Here is a 17862-nt window from a genome sequence, read left to right on the forward strand (position 1 = left end):
CTGACGGATGTCATGCCCACCTCGTGACGCGCAGCCGAGGCCTTCCCAGCCGCGCGACAGCAATCTGAGATACATGACGACAACTACTGCGGTCACCCTCACCGGAGTGACCAAGAGGTACGGCGAAGTGCAGGCTGTGGCCGGCGTGGACCTCGCGATCCGGCCGGGCGAAGTGGTGGCGTTGCTGGGCCCGAACGGCGCCGGCAAGTCGACCACGATCGAGGTGTTGCTGGGCCTGGTGCGGCCGGATCAGGGCGACGTCCGGGTGTACGGCGACTCCCCGACGAACGCGATCGCGGCCGGCCGGGTCGGCGTGATGTTGCAGAGCGGCGGGATCATCGAGGACGCCAAGGTGGGTGAGCTCCTCGACCTCGTAGCCGGCCTCCACCAGGAGCCACTACAACCCCAAGAAGCCCTACAGCGCGCGGGAATCGCGGATCTCAAAGGCCGCAAGATGAAGGGTCTGTCGGGCGGTCAGAAGCAGCGGGTGCGGTTCGCGATGGCGATCATCCCGCAGCCGGACCTGATCGTGCTGGACGAGCCGACCACCGGGATGGACGTGGAGGCCCGGCGCGACTTCTGGGCCTCGATGCACGCCGAGACCGCACACGGCCGGACCGTGCTGTTCGCGACCCACTACCTCGAAGAGGCCGACTCGTACGCCGATCGCGTTGTGCTGATGCGAAACGGCCGGATCGTTGCCGACGGCACCTCCGCGCAGATCAAGGCGAGCGTGTCGGGCCGGACGATCCGGGCGACCGTGCCGGGTGCGGACCTGGCTGCCTTGGCCGCGCTCCCCGGCGTACGGGATGTGGAGACGCGTGGGGACGTCGAACTGCTGCAGTGCGCGGATTCCGACGACACCCTGCGCTACCTGCTGGCCAACACCCTTGCCCACGACATCGAGGTGACTTCGGCCGACCTCGAGGACGCAGTACTGGCGATCGGCGCCGAACAGGAGACCCTGGCATGAACCTCGACTACTTGCTCTTCGACATCAAGCGGACGCTGCGCAACCGGCGGGTGCTGATCTTCGCGGTGCTGATGCCGTTGGTTCTGTTCCTGATCTTCGGGGCCAGCCTGAAGGAGTCCGACACCGAGGCCGGGATCTCGGCGATCGCCTACGTGATGGTCAGTATGGCGATGTTCGGCTCGATGAACGCCACGATGAGCAGCGGCGGCGTGATCGCGACGGAACGCGACGGCGGCTGGAACCGGACGCTGCGGCTGACCCCGCTGAAGCCGCAGGCCTACGTGATGACGAAGGTGATCCTCTCGCTGCTGCTGGCGATCCCGCCGATGCTGGTGGTGTTCCTGGCCGGGATGATCCTCGGACATGTGCACCTCAGCGCCGGGCAGTGGATCTCGGTCGCACTGGTCTCCTGGCTCGGTGCGCTGCCGTTCGCGGGGCTGGGCCTGGTGATCGGGTACGTCGCCAAGCCGGACAGCGTGCAACCGATCACCGGTCTCACCACCATGTTGATCGCGGCCTTCGGCGGACTCTGGCTCCCGGTCGAGCAGATGCCGGCCGTGATGAAGGACGTGGCGCGCCTGACCCCGGCGTACTGGACCGGGTTGAGTTCACGGAGTGCGTTGTCGCAGAGCGGGCTGGACATGCACGCGCTGGTGGTGGTGCTGTGCTGGACCGTGGCGCTCGGCTTCATCGGACTACGCCGGTACCGCGCGGACACCGCCCGTGCGTGAGAACGACCGGCTAGCGTGACAACTGTGAAGAGCTCGCCGACCCTACTGGACGCGCTGGCCGAACGGGGCCAGACCAGACCGCGTCCGTGGGGTTGGCTTGCTGCCGGGATCTGGTTGTTCTACCTGGCCCAACCCCTGCAGCAGATGGTCAAGCACAGTCACAGTGTGGAGCGCGTGGTCGGCATCGGCGCGCTGTTGCTGTTCGCGCTCTGCTATCTCAGTTTCTTCGTCTGGATCCGTCAGGTCGGGCTGAAGGCGGGCCAGTTGCCGGTGTTGCAGCGGCTCGCCTACCTGGGCGTCATGCTGATCCTGACCCTGGCGATGGTTCCGGCGGCCGGCCAGACCGCGCTGACCGCGCTCGTCTACATCACCGCCGTCGGCATGATGGCGCTCCAGTTGCCGGTCGCGGTCGCCGTCACCCTGGTCCTGCTGGGCGGTGCCGAACTGGCGATGCGGCTGGTGCCGGGCTGGACCGAGGACAGCAGCTACGGGTTCGCGATCTTCCTCGGCGCGCTGGCCGTGTTCGGGATGCAGCGGGCGATCCAGCGCAGTGTCGAGCTGGCCGTCGCCCGGGAGGACTTCGCCGAGCTGGCCGTGCAGGAGGAGCGGAACCGGTTCGCCCGCGATCTGCACGACATCCTCGGCCACTCGCTGACCGTGATCACCGTGAAGGCCGAGCTGGCGCAGCGGTTGATCGCGGCCAACCCGGATCGCGCCGCCTCCGAGGTGGCAGACGTGGAGCAGCTCGCGCGGTCGGCGCTGGCCGACGTACGGGCCGCGGTCGCCGGGTACCGCGAGCTGAGCCTGGCAGGGGAGTTGGTCGCGGCGCACGCGGCGTTGCAGGCGGCCGACATCAGGGCCGAGCTGCCGAATACCGTCGACGAGGTGCCGGAGGAGTACCGCGAATTGTTCGCCTGGGTGGTCCGTGAGGGTGTGACGAATGTGATCCGGCATTCGGGCGCGAAGAAGTGCACGATCCGGCTGAACGCGGACCAGATCGAGGTGCTCGACGACGGGAAGGGCCCGGGACCGGGCGGCGGCGCCTCCGGGCACGGCCTGATCGGGCTCCGCGAACGTGCCGACCAGGCCGGCGCGAGCCTGTCGGTCGGCAAGTCGCCCGATGACGGATTCCGGCTGGCTGTCAGGGTGGTTCCGTGAGTATCCGACTGCTGATCGCGGACGACCAGGCCCTGGTCCGGGGCGCCCTGGCCGCGCTGCTCGACCTCGAACCCGACCTCGAGGTGGTCGCCGAGGTCGGCCGTGGTGACGAGGTCGTCGAGTCAGCCCGTACGACGAAACCCGACGTGGCCCTGCTCGACGTGGAGATGCCCGGGCTGGATGGGATCGAGGCGGCCGCCGCGCTGCGAGCCGCCGTGCCGGGGGTTCGGGCGTTGATCGTTACGACTTTCGGGCGGCCCGGGTATCTGCGGCGGGCGATGGAGGCGGGGGCGGCCGGGTTCGTGGTGAAGGACACGCCTGCCGCGCAACTGGCAGATGCGGTCCGCCGGGTGCATCAGGGGCTGCGAGTGGTCGACCCGTCGCTGGCCGCCGAGACGCTGGTCGCGGGTACGAGCCCGTTGACCGCCCGGGAGTCCGACGTACTGCGGTCCGCGCGCGAAGGTGGGACGGTCGCGGACATCGCTCGCGAGCTCCACCTGTCCGAGGGGACCGTCCGCAACCACCTGTCTGCGGCGATCGGCAAAACCGGAGCTCGGACGAGGGCCGAAGCGGCCCGAATCGCCGTCGACAGCGGCTGGCTCTAGCTCTTTCGCAGCGTTTCGAGGCCCTGCCAGAGGAGGTCTTGGAGGGTGCGGGCGACCTTTTCGGGGGACGGAGAGTTGTTGTTCTTGGTGCGCCAGATCGCGAGTCGCTCGGTGGCGCCGGAGATGGTCCAGGCGATGATCTGGACCTCCTCCTCGTCGGTGTCGCGGCCGGCCGGCAGGTTGAGCCGGACCATCATGGCGATCAGTTCGACGAAATCGGCGCGGACCTCGTCAGCCGCCTGCACCGCGGGACCGGTGGTCAGCATGCCCTCGTCGACGATCACCGACCAGGCTCGCGGGTGCTCGTCGAGGAAGCGGAACCAGGTGACCAGCCCGGCGTACATCGCCTGCTCGGCGTCCGGGGCGGCCAGCACCTCCTTGGAGACGGCTTCGAGGAGGTGGGCGCGGAGGCGGGACAGGCAGGCGAGGAACAGGCCGTCCTTCGAGCCGTAGTACTGGTAGATCAGCGGTTTCGAGACACCGACGTAGGCGGCGATCTCGTCCATCGAGGTGCCCTGGTAGCCGCGCTCGCCGAAGATCCGCTCGGCCGCGTCGAGGATCTCCCGCTCCCGCGCCGCCCGATCCCGTCGCCGCTTGGCCGGTACTGCGTTGTCCGTGGTCGACGTCACTTGCGCAGTCTAACTGACTCCGAGTAACTTACTCCGAGTAAGTTCTTCCGTTGCTCCCTCTGGAGGTTCTGATGACGGCTGAGCGGCAGCACTACCGGATCGTGGTGATCGGCACCGGGTTCGCCGGCATCGGGATGGCGGTCCGGCTGAAGCAAGCCGGGTACCACGACTTCGTAGTACTCGAGCGGGCCGGTGACGTCGGTGGGACTTGGCGCGACAACACGTATCCGGGTTGCCGGTGTGACGTCCCCTCGCACCTGTACTCGTTCTCGTTCGCGCCGAACCCGGAGTGGTCGAGCACGTTCTCCCCGCAGCCCGAGATCGAGGACTACCTGCACCAGGTGACCAACGGGTTCCGGGTCCGTCCGCACATCCGGTTCGGCCGCGCCGTCGAGTCCGCGCACTGGCAGGAGGATCACTGGCGGATCCACACCAGCCAAGGCGACTTCACCGCCGATTTGCTGCTCTCCGGGATGGGGCCGCTGGCCGAGCCGTCGTACCCGAAACTGCCGGGGATCGAGTCCTTCGAGGGCGATGTCTTCCACTCCGCGCAGTGGAACCACGACCTGGACCTGAGTGGCCGCAAGGTCGCCGTGATCGGGACCGGCGCGTCCGCGATCCAGTTCGTGCCGGCGATCCAGCCAGAGGTCGAGGAACTGCATCTCTTCCAGCGCACGCCGCCTTGGGTGATGCCGCGGCCGGACCGGAAGATCACCGGTTTCGAGAAGGCCGTCTTCCGCCGGTTTCCGCTTACGCAGAAGGCGGTCCGGGCCGGGATCTACTGGGGTCGCGAGTCGATGGTGCTCGGGTTCGCCAAGCTGCCCGCGCTGATGAAGCAGTTCCAGAAGATCGCCGAGAATCACCTCGCGCAGCAGATCCGCGATCCCGAGCTGCGGGCCCGGCTGACGCCCGACTTCACCCTCGGCTGCAAGCGGGTGCTGATCTCCGACGACTACTATCCGGCGATCGCGCAGCCGAACGTCGAGGTCGTCGGCGACGGCATCGCCGAGGTGACGCCGAACGGCATCGTCACCGACGACGGCGTGAAGCACGAGGTCGACACGATCATCTACGGCACCGGATTCCGCGTGACCGACCTGCCGGTGATGGACATGCTGTACGGCCGTGACGGGCAGACCCTGCGCGAGGCCTGGTCGGACGGGATGCAGGCCCACCTCGGGACGGCGATCGCCGGCTTCCCGAACTTCTTCCTGCTGATCGGTCCGAACACGGGCCTCGGGCACAGCTCGATGGTGTTCATGATCGAGTCGCAGATCGCCTACATCCTGGACGCGGTGAAGACGATGGACGCGCGCGGCCTGCGCGAGGTCGAGGTCCGGCCCGAGGTGCAGCGTGAGTTCGTCGACCGGGTCCGCTCGTCGATGCGCAACACGATCTGGACCCGCGGTGGATGCACGAGCTGGTACCTCGATTCGGAGGGCCGCAACACCACGATCTGGCCGTCCTTCACCTTCCGGTTCCGCCGGCTGACCCGGCGCTTCGACCCGGCGGAGTACCGGACGCGGTGACTCTCGCTATGTGACATCGATCGTGTTACATTCGATCGGTCAGATAGCTGAGCGAAGGGGCGCGGGCGGATGATCGCGTTGCACGGCATCGGTGGCCGGGGCGATTTGCCGGTGCCGCTGTGGCTGGCGATCTACTCGGCGGCAGCCGCGGTCGCGGTGTCCTTCTTCGCACTGGCGGCCTTTTGGGCGAGGCCGAAGTTCTCGCGCGCAAGTTGTGCGCCGTTGCGCGGGTTGAGACGGGTCGTCGACGGTGCGGCGACTCGGTGGTTGCTCAAGGCTGTCGGGTTGGTCTGTTGGGCGTTGCTGCTCGGGGCGGCATGGTTCGGGAGCAGTTCGCCCGCGGTGAACCCGGCACCGACCTGGCTCTACGTCTGGATCTGGGTCGGCATCATCCCGCTGTCGCTGCTCTTGGGCCCGGTCTGGCGGCTCGCGAACCCGCTCCGGACGCTGGCCGGTCTCATCCCACGCAAGTCCTATCGCCCCCTGCCCAGCAACCTGGCGTACTGGCCGGCCGTCGCGGGACTGCTCGGCTTCCTCTGGCTCGAGCTCACCTACCCCGACGGCTCCGATCCACTGGTCGTCGCCGCCTTCGTGACCGTGTACTCCGTCGTGAACGTTGCCGCCGGCATCGTCTTCGGGCCTCGATGGTTCGGGACCGGGGACAGCTTCGAGGTGTACGCCGAAACCCTCGCCCGGCTGAGCATCTTCGGACGCGTCGACGGTCAACTGGTACTGCGCAACCCCCTGGCCGGGCTGGCCTCGATGCCACAGGAACCCGGGTTGGTCGGCCTGCTCTGCCTGCTGCTCGGATCGACCGCCTTCGACGGGCTCTCCCGGTGGTCGGTCTGGACCAGCCGGACCGGTCAGCTCGACGAGGGCGCACACATCGTCGTCTACACGGTCGGGCTGCTCGTGGCGGTCGCCGTGGTGTCGGTGTTGTTCGTGGTCGCGGCTGGGGCGACCGGGTCGGCTCGCGTACGGCCGGGTGCGGTCGGGCGAGCCGAGCTGTCGGGGTTGTTCGCGCATTCGCTGGTGCCGATCGCGATCGGGTACGCGGTGGCGCACTACTTCTCGTTCGCGATGTTCCAGGGCCAGGAAGGGTTGCTGCTGGCAACGGATCCGTTCGGCCGCGGCTGGGATCTGCTCGGCACCGGTGGAACGCGGGTGGACTACGCGTTCCTGGGGACCGGCCTGATCGCCACCGTCCAGATCGGCGCGATCGTGCTCGGACACGTACTCGGGGTAGTGTCCGCGCACGATCGCGCCACCGAACTCTTCAGACGCCGCCACCTCCGCCAGGCGCAGTACCCGATGCTGGCGGCGATGGTCGCCTTCACCGCCGGCGGGATCGCGCTGGTGACAGCCTCATGATCGTCTTGCACATGGGCGGGATCCCCGAGCTGGCGATGTTCCTCGGGCCGATCCTGCTGATCGTCGCCTTCATCCGCATCGCCCGCCGCAACGACGCCGCCCTACCGGACGAGGACGACTGGGACGCCGACCTGGGAGACCTGCCGGACGTCAGCGCGGAATCGGAGCCGGTTCGATCTGGACGTCGCCGAGCATGACGCTGCGGGGCATCGGGCGGCTCAGGAAGTCGTGCGGGAAGCCCAGTTCGACCTTGCTGATCTCCTCCAGCTCGGTCACGTCCTGGTCGCTGAACTGCACCTCGAGCGCGCCCAGATTGTCCTCCAGCTGAGCGAGCGTCCGGACGCCGAGGATGGGTGATGTCACCGCCTGGTTCCGCAGCGTCCAGGCGAGCGCCACCTGGGACGGCGTACGGTCGTTGCGCGCGGCAACCGCCTTCACGACGTCGGCGATCGCCAGCGACCGCTCGGTCAGCGAGTTGTTGGCCGCGGCAACGTTCTTCCGGGAACCGGCCGCGGATGCGCTGCCGCCGCCGTGGTCCAGGTCCGCCGCGGTGTACTTGCCGGCCAGGACGCCCGACGCGAGCGGCGACCACGGCAGTACGCCGAGGCCCATTTCGCGCGCCATCGGGATCAGGTCCCGCTCGACGGTCCGCTCGACCAGGCTGTACTCGATCTGCAGCGCGATCAACGGTGACCAGCCGCGCAACTCGGCGATCGCCTGCATCCGGGACACCTGCCAGGCGGGCATGTCCGAGATCCCGACGTACAGCACCTTGCCGGCCGAGACCAGGTCGTCCATCGACCGGAGGATCTCCTCGACCGGTGTGGTGAAGTCCCAGGCGTGCAGGTACAGCAGGTCGATGTAGTCGGTCTGCAACCGGCGCAGGCTGTCCTCGACCGAGCGGACCATGCTCTTGCGGTGGTTGCCCCCTGCGTTCGGGTCGTTCGGCCGGCTGGTCGCCGTGTACTTCGTCGCGATCACCAGTTCGTCGCGCCGGTCACGCGCGAACTGGCCGACGAACTCCTCGGACGTGCCGCCGGTGTACTGGTTGGCCGTGTCGATGAAGTTGCCGCCGCGATCGACGTACAGGTCGAAGATGCGCGCGGCCTCGTCCTTGTCCGCACCCCAGCCCCAGTCGGGGCCGAACGTCATCGTCCCGAGCGACAACGGCGAAACCCGCAGCCCGGACCGCCCGAGCAGGCGGTAACTGTCAAGTGAAGTCACTGAGAATCTCCTTGTCTCGTTCACTCTCAGCTTCCGCACCCGACAGCCACCGCAAAAGGGACACCTCTTCCTGGGACTGGCCCTCCTACCTTCGAGCGACCGTCTACCTTCGGAGGAGACGGGCGAGCTCAGGATGTCGGGACTGGTAGCTCGACAGCAAGGTGCGCGCGGTGGTTACCGAGTCGACCAAGGGGTGTAGAGCGAAGGCCTTGAGAGCCAGGGTGGGGGAGTGTTCGCCGGCGGCCTGAATGGTCAGCTGTTCGACTGCCTTGACCTGTTGGACAAGGCCGAGCTGTTCGCCGGGCAGCGGAGTGGTGGCCAGGGGATGGGGGCCGTCGGCATCGACTGTGCAGGGCACCTCCACCACGGCTTCCGCAGGGAGGCCGGCGACGGTGGAACCGTTGCGGACGTTGAGAATCATGGTGGCGCGTTCGTTGCGGGCGATCGCTGCCATGATCGCCAGCGCGACGCCTTCGTAGCCGCCGCCTTCGATGTCGGCCGCGTCGCGGGACTCCGAGGCGGTACGGGACTCCTTCATGTACGTGGCATCCCGCTCCGCGCGGATCTGTCGCCACTGCGACAAGGCGGTCTCGGGGCGAGCTGCGACAGACTGATAGAAGGCGCGCTGCTGGTTCAGCAGGAATTCGCCGCGGGTCTCCGCGCCGCCCTTGATCGACGCCACCGCGTCCCGGGTGAAGTAGTAGTAATACAAGTACTCGTTGGGCAGACACCCCAGCGCCTGGATCCACTCGGGCCCGAACAGCCGGCCTTCTTCGATCGTTGCCAGCAGCCCTGAATCCCGGATCAGCTCAGGCAGTACGTCGCGTCCGTCGTACCCGAGACCGTTCAGCCAGCCCATGTGGTTGAGGCCGACATAAGCCACCGACGTCCGCGACGGCTCATGGCCGAGGGCGCGAGCCGCCCGGCGGCCGAGGCCGATCGGGGAGTCGCAGATCCCGATCACCCGATCGCCGAGAACTTGCTGCATCGCCTCGGTGATCATCCCGGCCGGGTTGGTGAAGTTGATGACCCACGCGTTTGGGCAGACAGCGGCCACCCGCTCAGCCACCTGTACCGCGGTCGGCAGTGTGCGCAGGCCGTACGCCAACCCGCCGGGCCCGGTGGTCTCCTGACCGAGCAACCCGAGATCCAGAGCGACCCGCTCGTCACCGGTGCGCCCCTCGAGTCCACCCACGCGGATCGCCGAGAAGATGAAGTCGGCGCCTTCCAGGGCCACATCCAAGTCGGTGGTGGTTTCCACCAACGGTGCCTGGTCGTGGTCCGCTCCGAGCTGTCGCAGGACTTCGCCGATCGCGTTCAGGCGGTCCGCGGCCACGTCGTACAGGCAGACGCGGTCCACTCGCCGGGAACTCTGATCACCGAGCAGCGCGCCGTAGACGAGCGGCACGCGGAACCCGCCGCCCCCCAGGATGGCCAGCTTCATGTGGACAGGACCTCCACGCCGTTGTCACTGCAGATCTGAAGGGTCTCGGGGTCGGCCCCGGGATTGGTGATCACCATGCTCAGGTCCGCGACGTTGCAGACCCTGAGCTTCCCAGTGCCCGGGAACTTCTGCTTGTCGGCCAGCAGAACCGCGCGGTCGGAGGCCTCGATCATGGCTCGTTTCACCGGTACTTCGACCAGCGTGGTGTCCAGTACTTCGCCGTCGCGGCGGACACCACTCGCCCCGAGGAAGGCCAGATCGGCGTGCACCTGCCGAAGGGCGTCCTCGGTGAGCACGCCGACCAGGGAGTGGTAGGCCCGGCGTACCCACCCGCCGAGCAGGATCAGCTCGACCGCGGGGTCGTCACGCAGGACGTCGAGGACGGCCAGGCTGGTGGTCATCACGGTCACCCGGCGGCCGCGGAGCTCGCGGGCCAGCAGTTGCGTGGTGGTGCCGACGTCCAGCAGGACGACATCTCCATCGTCGATCAGGGTGGCCGCGAGCCTCGCGACAGACCGTTTGTCCGGCGCCTCGTCGGCCGCGACGGTCGCGAACGGCCGCTCGCGGTCCGCATCCTCGGAGTCGTCCGAGGGAATGATCGCACCGCCGTGCACCCGGGTGATCTGGCCTGCCTCGTCCAGCCGCTGCAGATCGCGGCGGATGGTGGCCGAACTGACTCCCAGCAACCGGGCCAGGTCGTCCACCGAGGTGGCGCCGTCGGTCCGCAGCCGCTGGACGATGTCGAGTTGCCGCTGGTGTCGCACGCCTCGAAGATATCAGTCATTCGCGATCAAAAGTGCGCAGGATCTGCATCCTTTTGATCAAATGTGCTTGCCAGGGCGGGTATGTAAGGAGCAAGATGGCCGACATGCCGGACACGACGTACGACCCACTGGCCGGTCAACGTGGCCCCGGAGGCGCCGAGTTCGACGTCTTCGTCTGGGGCACGGTGTTCCTCGACATCATCTTCACGGGCCTCGCGGACGCCCCGGCCGGCGGAACCGAGGTCTGGGCCGACGGGATGGGTTCCTCCCCCGGCGGCATCGCCAACCTGGCGATCGCGGCCAGCCGGCTCGGCCTGCGGACTTCGCTGGCGGCGGCCTTCGGCGACGACGACTACGCGGACTTCTGCTGGCGAACCCTGTCCGAGCAGGAGCACGTGGACCTCGGCCGGTCCCGCCGGTTCGACAACTGGCACTCGCCGGTGACGGTCTCGGCGGCCTACGGTGGCGACCGCAGCATGGTGACCCACGGCCACCCGTCCCCGCTGCCGGCGACCGAGATGATCGGGCAGCCACCGCGGAGCCGGGCGGTGATCGTGGATCTCGGCGAGATCGAGCCGCTCGGCGATCCGGACCGCGCGAGCTGGGTCGATCTGGCCCGCAAGGAGGACGCGAAGGTCTTCGCAGACGTCGGCTGGGACGGCAGCGGCGCTTGGTCGACGAGCGTGCTCGACCAGCTGGAGCACTGCGACGCCTTCCTGCCGAACGCGGGCGAGGCGATGGCCTACACGCGCACCGACACGGCCCAGAATGCCCTGTATGCGTTGGCGGATCGCGTCCCGCTGGCCGTCGTGACCAACGGTGCCGAGGGTGCGCTGGCCATCGATGCGACCACTGGCGAGGAGGTGAGCGTGCCGGCTCTCCGCGTCCCCGCGCTCGACCCGACCGGCGCCGGTGATGTCTTCGGTGCGGGTCTGGTGGTCGGCACGCTGGCCGGCTGGCCGCTCGAGCACCGGCTCGCCTTCGCCACCCTTTGCTCGGCCCTGGCCGTGCAGCAGTTCGGTGGTTCGCTGGCCGCGCCCGGCTGGGGCGACATCGCCGACTGGTGGCACGACCTTCGCGACTCCACCGACCAGTCCAGCTACAGCCGCTCGCTGCGGCGCAGGTACGCATTCCTCGACGAGATCGTCCCCACCGTCCCCGTCGGCGCCGTACGCCGGGCCGCGGCGACCATCGCCCGGAACGCGGACGTCACCCCGATCTGACCGACCCAACGTACGGAGTACCTCATGAGCCGCTCAACCCGACTGACGCTGACCGCAGGTGTCCTGGGCCTGATCACCGCCGTCGCCGCGTGCACGCCCGGGTCCGACACCTCGGCGCCGCCACCCCAGGCGACCGCGTCGACCGTGCAGACCGACGCCGCCAAGCTGGGCGAGGTCTCGCTGCTGGTCTGGGACCAGGAGGTCCGCGGCGGACAGGCGGCCCAGATGGAAGAGCTGAACAAGGCATTCCAGGCGAAGTACCCGAACATCAAGATCAAGCGGGTATCCCGATCCTTCGACGACCTCAAGACCACCCTGCGGCTGGCGCTGAGCGGCAACGAGCCGCCCGATGTCGTCGAGGCGAACAACGGCCGCTCGGACATGGGGGAGTTCGTCAAGGCGAATCAATTGGTCCCCCTTGACCCGTACGCAGCGGCGTACGGGTGGGACAAGCGCTACCCGGCGTCGGTGCGGCAGTACTCGTCCTACAGCGCTGACGGCAAGACGTTCGGAGAGGGCAACCTGTACGGGCTGCCGCAGGTGGGCGAGGTCGTCGGGATCTACTACAGCAAGAAGAAGCTCGCGGCGGCAGGCGTGCAACCGCCGGCGTCCTGGGCGGACTTCGAGGCTTCGCTGGCGACGCTCAAGGCGAAGGGCGAGCGGCCGCTGGTCCTGGGCAACCTGGAGAAGTGGCCGGCGATCCACGTGTTCGGCACGGTCCAGGGGCGTACTACGGCCGCCGACTCGATCAAGCAGCTGGCCTTCGGGCGGAAGGGCGCCAGCTGGAAGACCGCCGAGAACGTCAAGGCTGCGCAAACCCTGACGGACTGGGTCGGCAAGGGCTACTTCAACGAGGGCTTCAACGGGCAGGACTACGACCCGGCCTGGCAGGGCTTCTCCAAGGGCAAGGGGAGCTACCTGATCGCCGGTACCTGGCTACAGGCCGACCTGCAGAAGGCGATGGGGGACGACGTCGGATTCATGGTGCCGCCGGGTGAGAGCGCGGACGCCAAGCCGCTCGCCACCGGTGGTACCGGCCTGCCGTTCGCGATCACCGCCAAGAGCAAGCACCCGGAAGCGGCAGCGGCGTACATCAACTTCATCACCAGCCAGGACGCGATGGGCGTGCTCGCCAAGACCGGCAACTTGCCGGTGGCCGACACCGCCGCCCAGCAGGTGACGCCGGGGCTGCAGCAGGACGTCTTCACCGCGTTCGGCAAGACCGTCGAGGCGGACGGTATGGTCCCGTACCTCGACTACGCGACGCCGACGATGTACGACACGATCGGCGCGGCGCTGCAGGACCTGCTGGCCGGCAAGGCGACCCCGGAGCAGTTCGTCGACCGGCTGGAGAAGGACTACGGTGCGTTCGTCGCGAAGAACGGGTAGCCCGCCGGGCGAACCGAGACGGATCGCCTACCTCTACCTGCTCCCGGGATTCGCGGTCTACGCGGCCTTCCTGCTCTATCCGTTGCTGCGCGCGGTCCAGCTGTCCTTCTACGACTGGGACGGGCTGACGCTGGGCCGCTGGATCGGGTTCGACAACTACCGCGAGATCATCAGCGACGAGGGGCTGCGGAGCGCCTTCGGCCACGCGCTGATCCTGATGGTCTTCTTCGCGGTCGTCCCCGTCTGCGTCGGGCTGCTGCTGGCCTCGATCCTCAACCGGGCCAAGGTTCGTGGACTGCCGTTCTTCCGGACCGTGGTGTTCCTGCCGCAGGTTGTCGCGATGGTGGTCGTCGCCGTCGCGTGGCGCCGGATCTACGCACCGGACGGCAGTCTCAACGACCTGCTGGGCGCACTCGGGCTGGACTCGCTACAGCGTGGCTGGCTGGGCGACTACACGCTCGCTCTGCCGGCGGTCGGGTTTGTGGGCACCTGGTTCGAGACCGGACTTGTCACCGTGTTGCTGCTGGCCGGAATGGGCCGGATCAGCGGTGATCTCTACGAGGCGGCCAGGCTGGACGGCGCCGGGCCCGTCCGCGAGTTCTTCGCGGTAACCCTGCCGTCGGTCCGCGGCGAGATCGCCGTCGCATCGACGCTGACAGTGATCGCCGCGCTGCGCACCTTCGACCTGGTCTACGTGACCACTGGTGGCGGCCCCGGCAACTCGACGTCGGTACCGTCGTACGAGGTCTATCACCGGGCCTTCGAGCTCGGCCGGGTCGGTTCGGCGGCCGCCATCGGAGTCACGCTGACGGTCGTCATCCTGGCGATCTCGCTGCTGATCAACCGGATCGGCGACCGGGACACCGCCTCATGATCTCCCGGGCCGAGAAGTCGGCGAACTACGTCGTCCTGGTCGCGTTCGCGCTGTTCGCGATCGCGCCGATCCTGACCGTCCTGCAGGCAGCCTTCGGTACGCCGGACGCCGGCGGCAGCTCGTCACCGGGCAACCTCGGCAACTTCGCCGACGCCTGGCGGATCGGGCACTTCGGCACCTACCTGCGGATGAGCCTGGCCGTGTCGGTCTTCGTCGTCGTGGTCAGCGTGCTGCTGTCGATCCTCAGCGGCTTCGCGTTCGGCGTCATCCGGTTCCGCGGCTCGGGTCCGCTGTTCTACCTGTTCCTGCTCGGCATCATGATGCCGAGCGAGGCGATCGTCGTACCTCTCTACTTCGACCTCAGGTCGCTGGGCCTGACCGACACCTTCTGGGCGGTCGCGCTTCCCCAGGTCGCCCAGTCCGTTGCCTTCGGCACCTTCTGGATGCGGGCCTGGTTCCGCTCGTCCAGCCGGACCCTGGTCGAGGCGGCCCGGCTGGACGGCGCGTCCACCCGCCGGGTGCTCTGGCAGATCCTGGTCCCGCTGGCCCGGCCGGCCATCGTCACCATGACGGTGCTGGTCTTCATGTGGACCTGGAACGAGTTCCTGATCCCGTTGGTGATGGTCACCGACGAGAACCTCCGCACGGCACCACTGGGCCTGGCCTTCTTCCAGGGGCAGTACACCCAAGGCTTCACCCTGCTTGCCGCGGGTGCGGTCATCGTCGCGACGCCCGTCGTCGTGCTCTACCTCTTCCTCCAGCGCCACTTCATCGCGGGCATGCTCGAGGGAGCTGTGAGGGAATAAGCCCGCGTCCGCCGCTGTGTCAGTCGCAAGGAGACAGCAATGAAGCGTTACCGAGCGATGGTTGCCCTGCTGGCAGCCGCTGTCCTGATCCCCGTCGGAAGCCTCGCGGCCACCGCACCGGCCCGGGCCGACGCAGGTCCACCGGGCAAGTACGTCGCCGACCGTGACACCAAGATCGACGTGATGGGGGAATGGGCCCATCCCGACGACGACACCAGCATCATCGGGCCGTGCGGCGTCTGGCATCAGCGCTACGGCACCAAGTGCGGCATCATCATGGTCACCCGGGGCGAAGGCGGCGGGAACTCCGCCGGTACCGAGCTCGGGCCGGATCTCGGTCTGCGCCGGGAGAACGAGGACCGGGTCGCGCACTACCGGTCCGGCACGGTCGACATCTTCAACCTGGACCGGGTCGACTTCTTCTACAACCAGAGTGCGCCGCTGACGCAGTACTTCTGGGACTCCGAGGAGACGCTGCGCCGCGTCACCCGGGTGATCCGGACGACCCAGCCCGAGATCTACGTCGGGTTCACGCCGACACTCGCGGCCGGGCACGGAAACCATCAGCAGGCGGGCCGGCTGATCTGGGAAGGCGTGCTCGCTGCCGCCGATCCGACCAGGTTCCCCGAGCAGTTGACGGGCCCGAACGCGCTGAGCACCTGGCAGGTGAAGAAGGTGTTCTCCGGCGGCAGTACGGCGGGCGCCGGCGGCACCACCACGGCCGCGAACTGCACGACCGGCTTCATCCCGACGCCGGGCACCAACCTGGACACCGTTGCCGGGGTCTGGACCGGCTACGACTCGCCGTACAAGTGGCCGGCCGGGAACCTGCAGGGCAAGCCGGCGGGCTCGGCCAAGATCTGGCAGCAGGTCGCGGACGAGGGACGCGCAGCCTATCCGACCCAGAGCCGCGTGATGTACAAGGGCGATTCGGCGCCTGCCTGTTCGAGGTTCGGGATGACGCAGTCGTTCGTGCCCTTCCAGCCCAACACGGCTCCCGACGGTACGGCGAACGCGAAGGCGGGTCTGGACGACGCGATCCTGTTCGGCGCGACCAAGCCGGATCCGGGTGGTCTGCCGAAGGGCACAATCGAGTACCTGACGTTCTCGCGCTTCCTCAACGTGGCCGGAGAACCCTTCCAGGCAACGCTGCATCTCAAGTCCGGTGACGGCTGGTTGAGTCCGGGCCAGGTCGCGTTGACCGTGCCGCCGGGCTGGACCGTGAGCGCGCCGCAGCAGGTCGGCTGGGTCTCGGACAGCAGGGAGACGACGGTGACCTTCACCGTCACCCCGAGTACGACGGCACCGGTCAACCAGAACGCCAAGATCTCCGCGCTCTACACGAGTCAGGCGAAGACCGGGTACACCGACAACGTCGTACGGATCGTTTCTCCGATCGAGGGTCGCTTCCAGCGGTGGGGGAACTGGCAGGAGTACGACCAGTGGCTGGCCGACACGGCTCCGCAGGCGACTCGGCTCGGCCGGTCGGCAGCGATCCAGTCGATGGCCGTCGGTACGACGCTGGCTCTGCCAGTCGTGGTGCACAACTGGTCCAACCAGACGCAGAGCGGCGAGGTCGGCCTCACGCTGCCGGCGAACTTCACCGCAGACGCGGCGTCCAAGCCCTATGCGGGGTTGGCGCCGGGTGCCGAGACGACGGTGACGTTCGAGGTTACGAATACCGACGCGGCCTTGCCTGCAACGCAGAACGTGTCGATCCCGATCACGACGTCGTACAGCGCGCCGGCCGGCTCGGGGAGTGAAACCCTGACCCTGTCGCTGGTTCCTGCCACGGCCGTCGCCAATGCGTCAACCACCCCGGTCGTCGACGGTACTGCGTCACCTGGTGAGTACTCCGGTCCGACGCTCGATCTCGGCCGGGTCTGGCAGGGCGCCGCCAGTTGTACGGGTGTCGACGACTGTGGTGTCTCCGCAACCGGCGAAGGCAGCACCGCCAAGGTCAGCTGGTCGGACGACGCCCTGTACTTCTTCGTGCACATCCGCGACGACTACCAGTCCTACGCGGTCACGCCCGAGGAATGTGTCGGGCACTGGCAGGCCGACTCGGTGGAGATCCTGATCGACCCGCGAGGAACTGCTTCCCAGGTCCTGAAGGACACCGCGAACACCTTCAAGCTCGGTATCTTCCCGTTCACCAACGACCCGGCGAACCGCAACGGCAACGGCGCGAACGGGCCTTGCTGGGAACGCGATGCCGACAACCACCAGGGCTATTCGACGGGACCGCTCAGCACTGGGAACGCGCCCGGCGTGCAGGTTGCCTCGACGGCGACCTGGGTCGGCAGCAACGAGACCACCACGCCGCACGCCTACACCGGTGGTGGCTACGATCTCGAGGTCAAGATCCCGCTCGCCGATCTCCCGGCGGCCGTCGATCCGGCCAAGCTGGGGCTGAACATCACGCCGTACGACAACGACGACACCTCGGCAGCCGGTACTACGACGCTTCGGCACATCGACATGAGCACCCGGCTCGGGTGGTCCGCGCTCGGCTCGGTGCAGTCCGACCCGTACCGCTGGGGCCAGGCGTCGCTCCCCGGCTACACCCCACCGGCGGATCGGCCGACCACGCCGGCGCCGCCGAACGTCTCCAACCCCAACCTGAACGGAGTTCTCTCCCCGCAGACCATCGCCCAGTCGGCACGGAACGACGTGCCGATCTCGGGCCGGATCCCGGCGCCGGCCGGCAACCGGCTGCAGGTGCGGAACGTCGAGCTGAACAGCTCGTCTGTTGACCTCGACATCTCCGCCGGTGGTTCGGGCACGGCCCGGCTCTACCTGTGGACGGGTCTGGTCGGCGCGATCCCGGTCTACACGACCAGCTGTTCACCCGCTGCCGATCCGGCGCCGGACTACGGCCTGACGGCATGTGCCGTAACCGACGGCGGCTACCCGCCCTGGTCGCCCGACATGAGCGGTCACGTCGTCAAGCAGGCGGCGAGTCCGATCACCAGCAAGACGAAGCACTTGTCGATCCCGATCACCGCGGCCCAGCGCGCGAAGCTGCTGCAGGACGGCCGGCTGCTGCTGTCGTACGAGACGACGAAGGGTGAGGTCCAGGCGCTGGATCTCAAGTTCCGCCGGTAGTTGATGGATAGTGGCGCTATCCGCTTATAGATAG

At 68.0% G+C, this 17862-nt stretch carries 16 protein-coding genes; 12 read left to right on the top strand and 4 right to left on the bottom strand.

Going from position 1 to position 17862, the window contains the following annotated elements; translation table 11 throughout:
* Positions 1-73 precede the first annotated feature (73 nt).
* The 4 genes from EV643_RS22410 to EV643_RS22425 are packed head-to-tail and all read left to right on the top strand — an operon-like array spanning position 74 to position 3467.
* Positions 74-973 carry an ABC transporter ATP-binding protein gene (locus EV643_RS22410; RefSeq protein WP_133802073.1) on the top strand — a complete coding sequence of 300 codons (900 nt, stop codon included), beginning with the start codon at positions 74-76 and terminating at the stop codon, positions 971-973.
* Positions 970-1704: an ABC transporter permease gene (locus EV643_RS22415; protein ID WP_133802074.1), complete on the top strand. Its 735-nt coding sequence runs from the start codon at positions 970-972 to the stop codon at positions 1702-1704. The genes EV643_RS22410 and EV643_RS22415 overlap by 4 nt, the downstream gene beginning before the upstream one ends.
* A gap of 24 nt (positions 1705-1728) precedes the next feature.
* Positions 1729-2862 (top strand): sensor histidine kinase, encoded by a 1134-nt coding sequence (locus EV643_RS22420; RefSeq protein WP_202869704.1) that lies wholly within the window; start codon positions 1729-1731, stop codon positions 2860-2862.
* On the top strand, positions 2859-3467 hold the full coding sequence (locus tag EV643_RS22425; RefSeq protein WP_133802075.1) for a response regulator transcription factor: 609 nt from the start codon (positions 2859-2861) through the stop codon (positions 3465-3467). The genes EV643_RS22420 and EV643_RS22425 overlap by 4 nt, the downstream gene beginning before the upstream one ends.
* Here the strand turns inward: EV643_RS22425 and EV643_RS22430 are convergent.
* Complete coding sequence (locus tag EV643_RS22430; RefSeq protein ID WP_133802076.1) at positions 3464-4096, bottom strand: TetR/AcrR family transcriptional regulator; 633 nt, start codon at positions 4094-4096, stop codon at positions 3464-3466. The two genes, EV643_RS22425 and EV643_RS22430, sit on opposite strands and share 4 nt — an antisense overlap.
* A gap of 71 nt (positions 4097-4167) precedes the next feature.
* Here EV643_RS22430 and EV643_RS22435 point away from each other — a divergent pair, with 71 nt between their 5' ends.
* The 3 genes from EV643_RS22435 (at position 4168) to EV643_RS22445 (ending at position 7193) form a co-directional block, all read left to right on the top strand.
* Entirely contained in the window at positions 4168-5625 is a 1458-nt protein-coding gene (locus EV643_RS22435) for a flavin-containing monooxygenase (RefSeq protein WP_133802077.1), read from the top strand.
* 69 nt (positions 5626-5694) lie between these two features.
* Complete coding sequence (locus EV643_RS22440) at positions 5695-6996, top strand: hypothetical protein (protein WP_133802078.1); 1302 nt, start codon at positions 5695-5697, stop codon at positions 6994-6996.
* Entirely contained in the window at positions 6993-7193 is a 201-nt protein-coding gene (locus EV643_RS22445) for a hypothetical protein (RefSeq protein ID WP_133802079.1), read from the top strand. Before EV643_RS22440 ends, EV643_RS22445 begins: the two co-directional genes overlap by 4 nt.
* Here the strand turns inward: EV643_RS22445 and EV643_RS22450 are convergent.
* The 3 genes from EV643_RS22450 to EV643_RS22460 all read right to left on the bottom strand — a co-directional run bounded on the left by EV643_RS22450 (position 7147) and on the right by EV643_RS22460 (position 10428).
* Positions 7147-8220 carry an aldo/keto reductase gene (locus EV643_RS22450; protein ID WP_238165725.1) on the bottom strand — a complete coding sequence of 358 codons (1074 nt, stop codon included), beginning with the start codon at positions 8218-8220 and terminating at the stop codon, positions 7147-7149. The two genes, EV643_RS22445 and EV643_RS22450, sit on opposite strands and share 47 nt — an antisense overlap.
* 103 nt (positions 8221-8323) lie before the next feature.
* Positions 8324-9664: a 6-phospho-beta-glucosidase gene (locus tag EV643_RS22455; protein WP_133802080.1), complete on the bottom strand. Its 1341-nt coding sequence runs from the start codon at positions 9662-9664 to the stop codon at positions 8324-8326.
* Positions 9661-10428, bottom strand: coding sequence for a DeoR/GlpR family DNA-binding transcription regulator (locus EV643_RS22460; protein ID WP_133802081.1), 768 nt, complete (start codon positions 10426-10428; stop codon positions 9661-9663). The genes EV643_RS22455 and EV643_RS22460 overlap by 4 nt, the downstream gene beginning before the upstream one ends.
* A gap of 95 nt (positions 10429-10523) precedes the next feature.
* Between EV643_RS22460 and EV643_RS22465 the strand changes: the two genes are divergently transcribed.
* The 5 genes from EV643_RS22465 to EV643_RS22485 are packed head-to-tail and all read left to right on the top strand — an operon-like array spanning position 10524 to position 17828.
* Positions 10524-11651 (top strand): PfkB family carbohydrate kinase, encoded by a 1128-nt coding sequence (locus EV643_RS22465; protein WP_133802082.1) that lies wholly within the window; start codon positions 10524-10526, stop codon positions 11649-11651.
* A 24-nt stretch (positions 11652-11675) separates the two neighbouring features.
* Positions 11676-13040, top strand: coding sequence for an extracellular solute-binding protein (locus EV643_RS22470; protein ID WP_133802083.1), 1365 nt, complete (start codon positions 11676-11678; stop codon positions 13038-13040).
* Positions 13015-13914, top strand: coding sequence for a carbohydrate ABC transporter permease (locus tag EV643_RS22475; protein ID WP_133802084.1), 900 nt, complete (start codon positions 13015-13017; stop codon positions 13912-13914). The genes EV643_RS22470 and EV643_RS22475 overlap by 26 nt, the downstream gene beginning before the upstream one ends.
* Positions 13911-14720 carry a carbohydrate ABC transporter permease gene (locus EV643_RS22480; protein ID WP_133802085.1) on the top strand — a complete coding sequence of 270 codons (810 nt, stop codon included), beginning with the start codon at positions 13911-13913 and terminating at the stop codon, positions 14718-14720. Before EV643_RS22475 ends, EV643_RS22480 begins: the two co-directional genes overlap by 4 nt.
* Before the next feature lie 39 nt (positions 14721-14759).
* Positions 14760-17828 (top strand): sugar-binding protein, encoded by a 3069-nt coding sequence (locus EV643_RS22485; protein WP_133802086.1) that lies wholly within the window; start codon positions 14760-14762, stop codon positions 17826-17828.
* Positions 17829-17862 lie beyond the last annotated feature (34 nt).

The organism is Kribbella caucasensis (assembly GCF_004361855.1).
In the GTDB taxonomy this organism is placed as follows: Bacteria; Actinomycetota; Actinomycetes; order Propionibacteriales; family Kribbellaceae; genus Kribbella; species Kribbella caucasensis.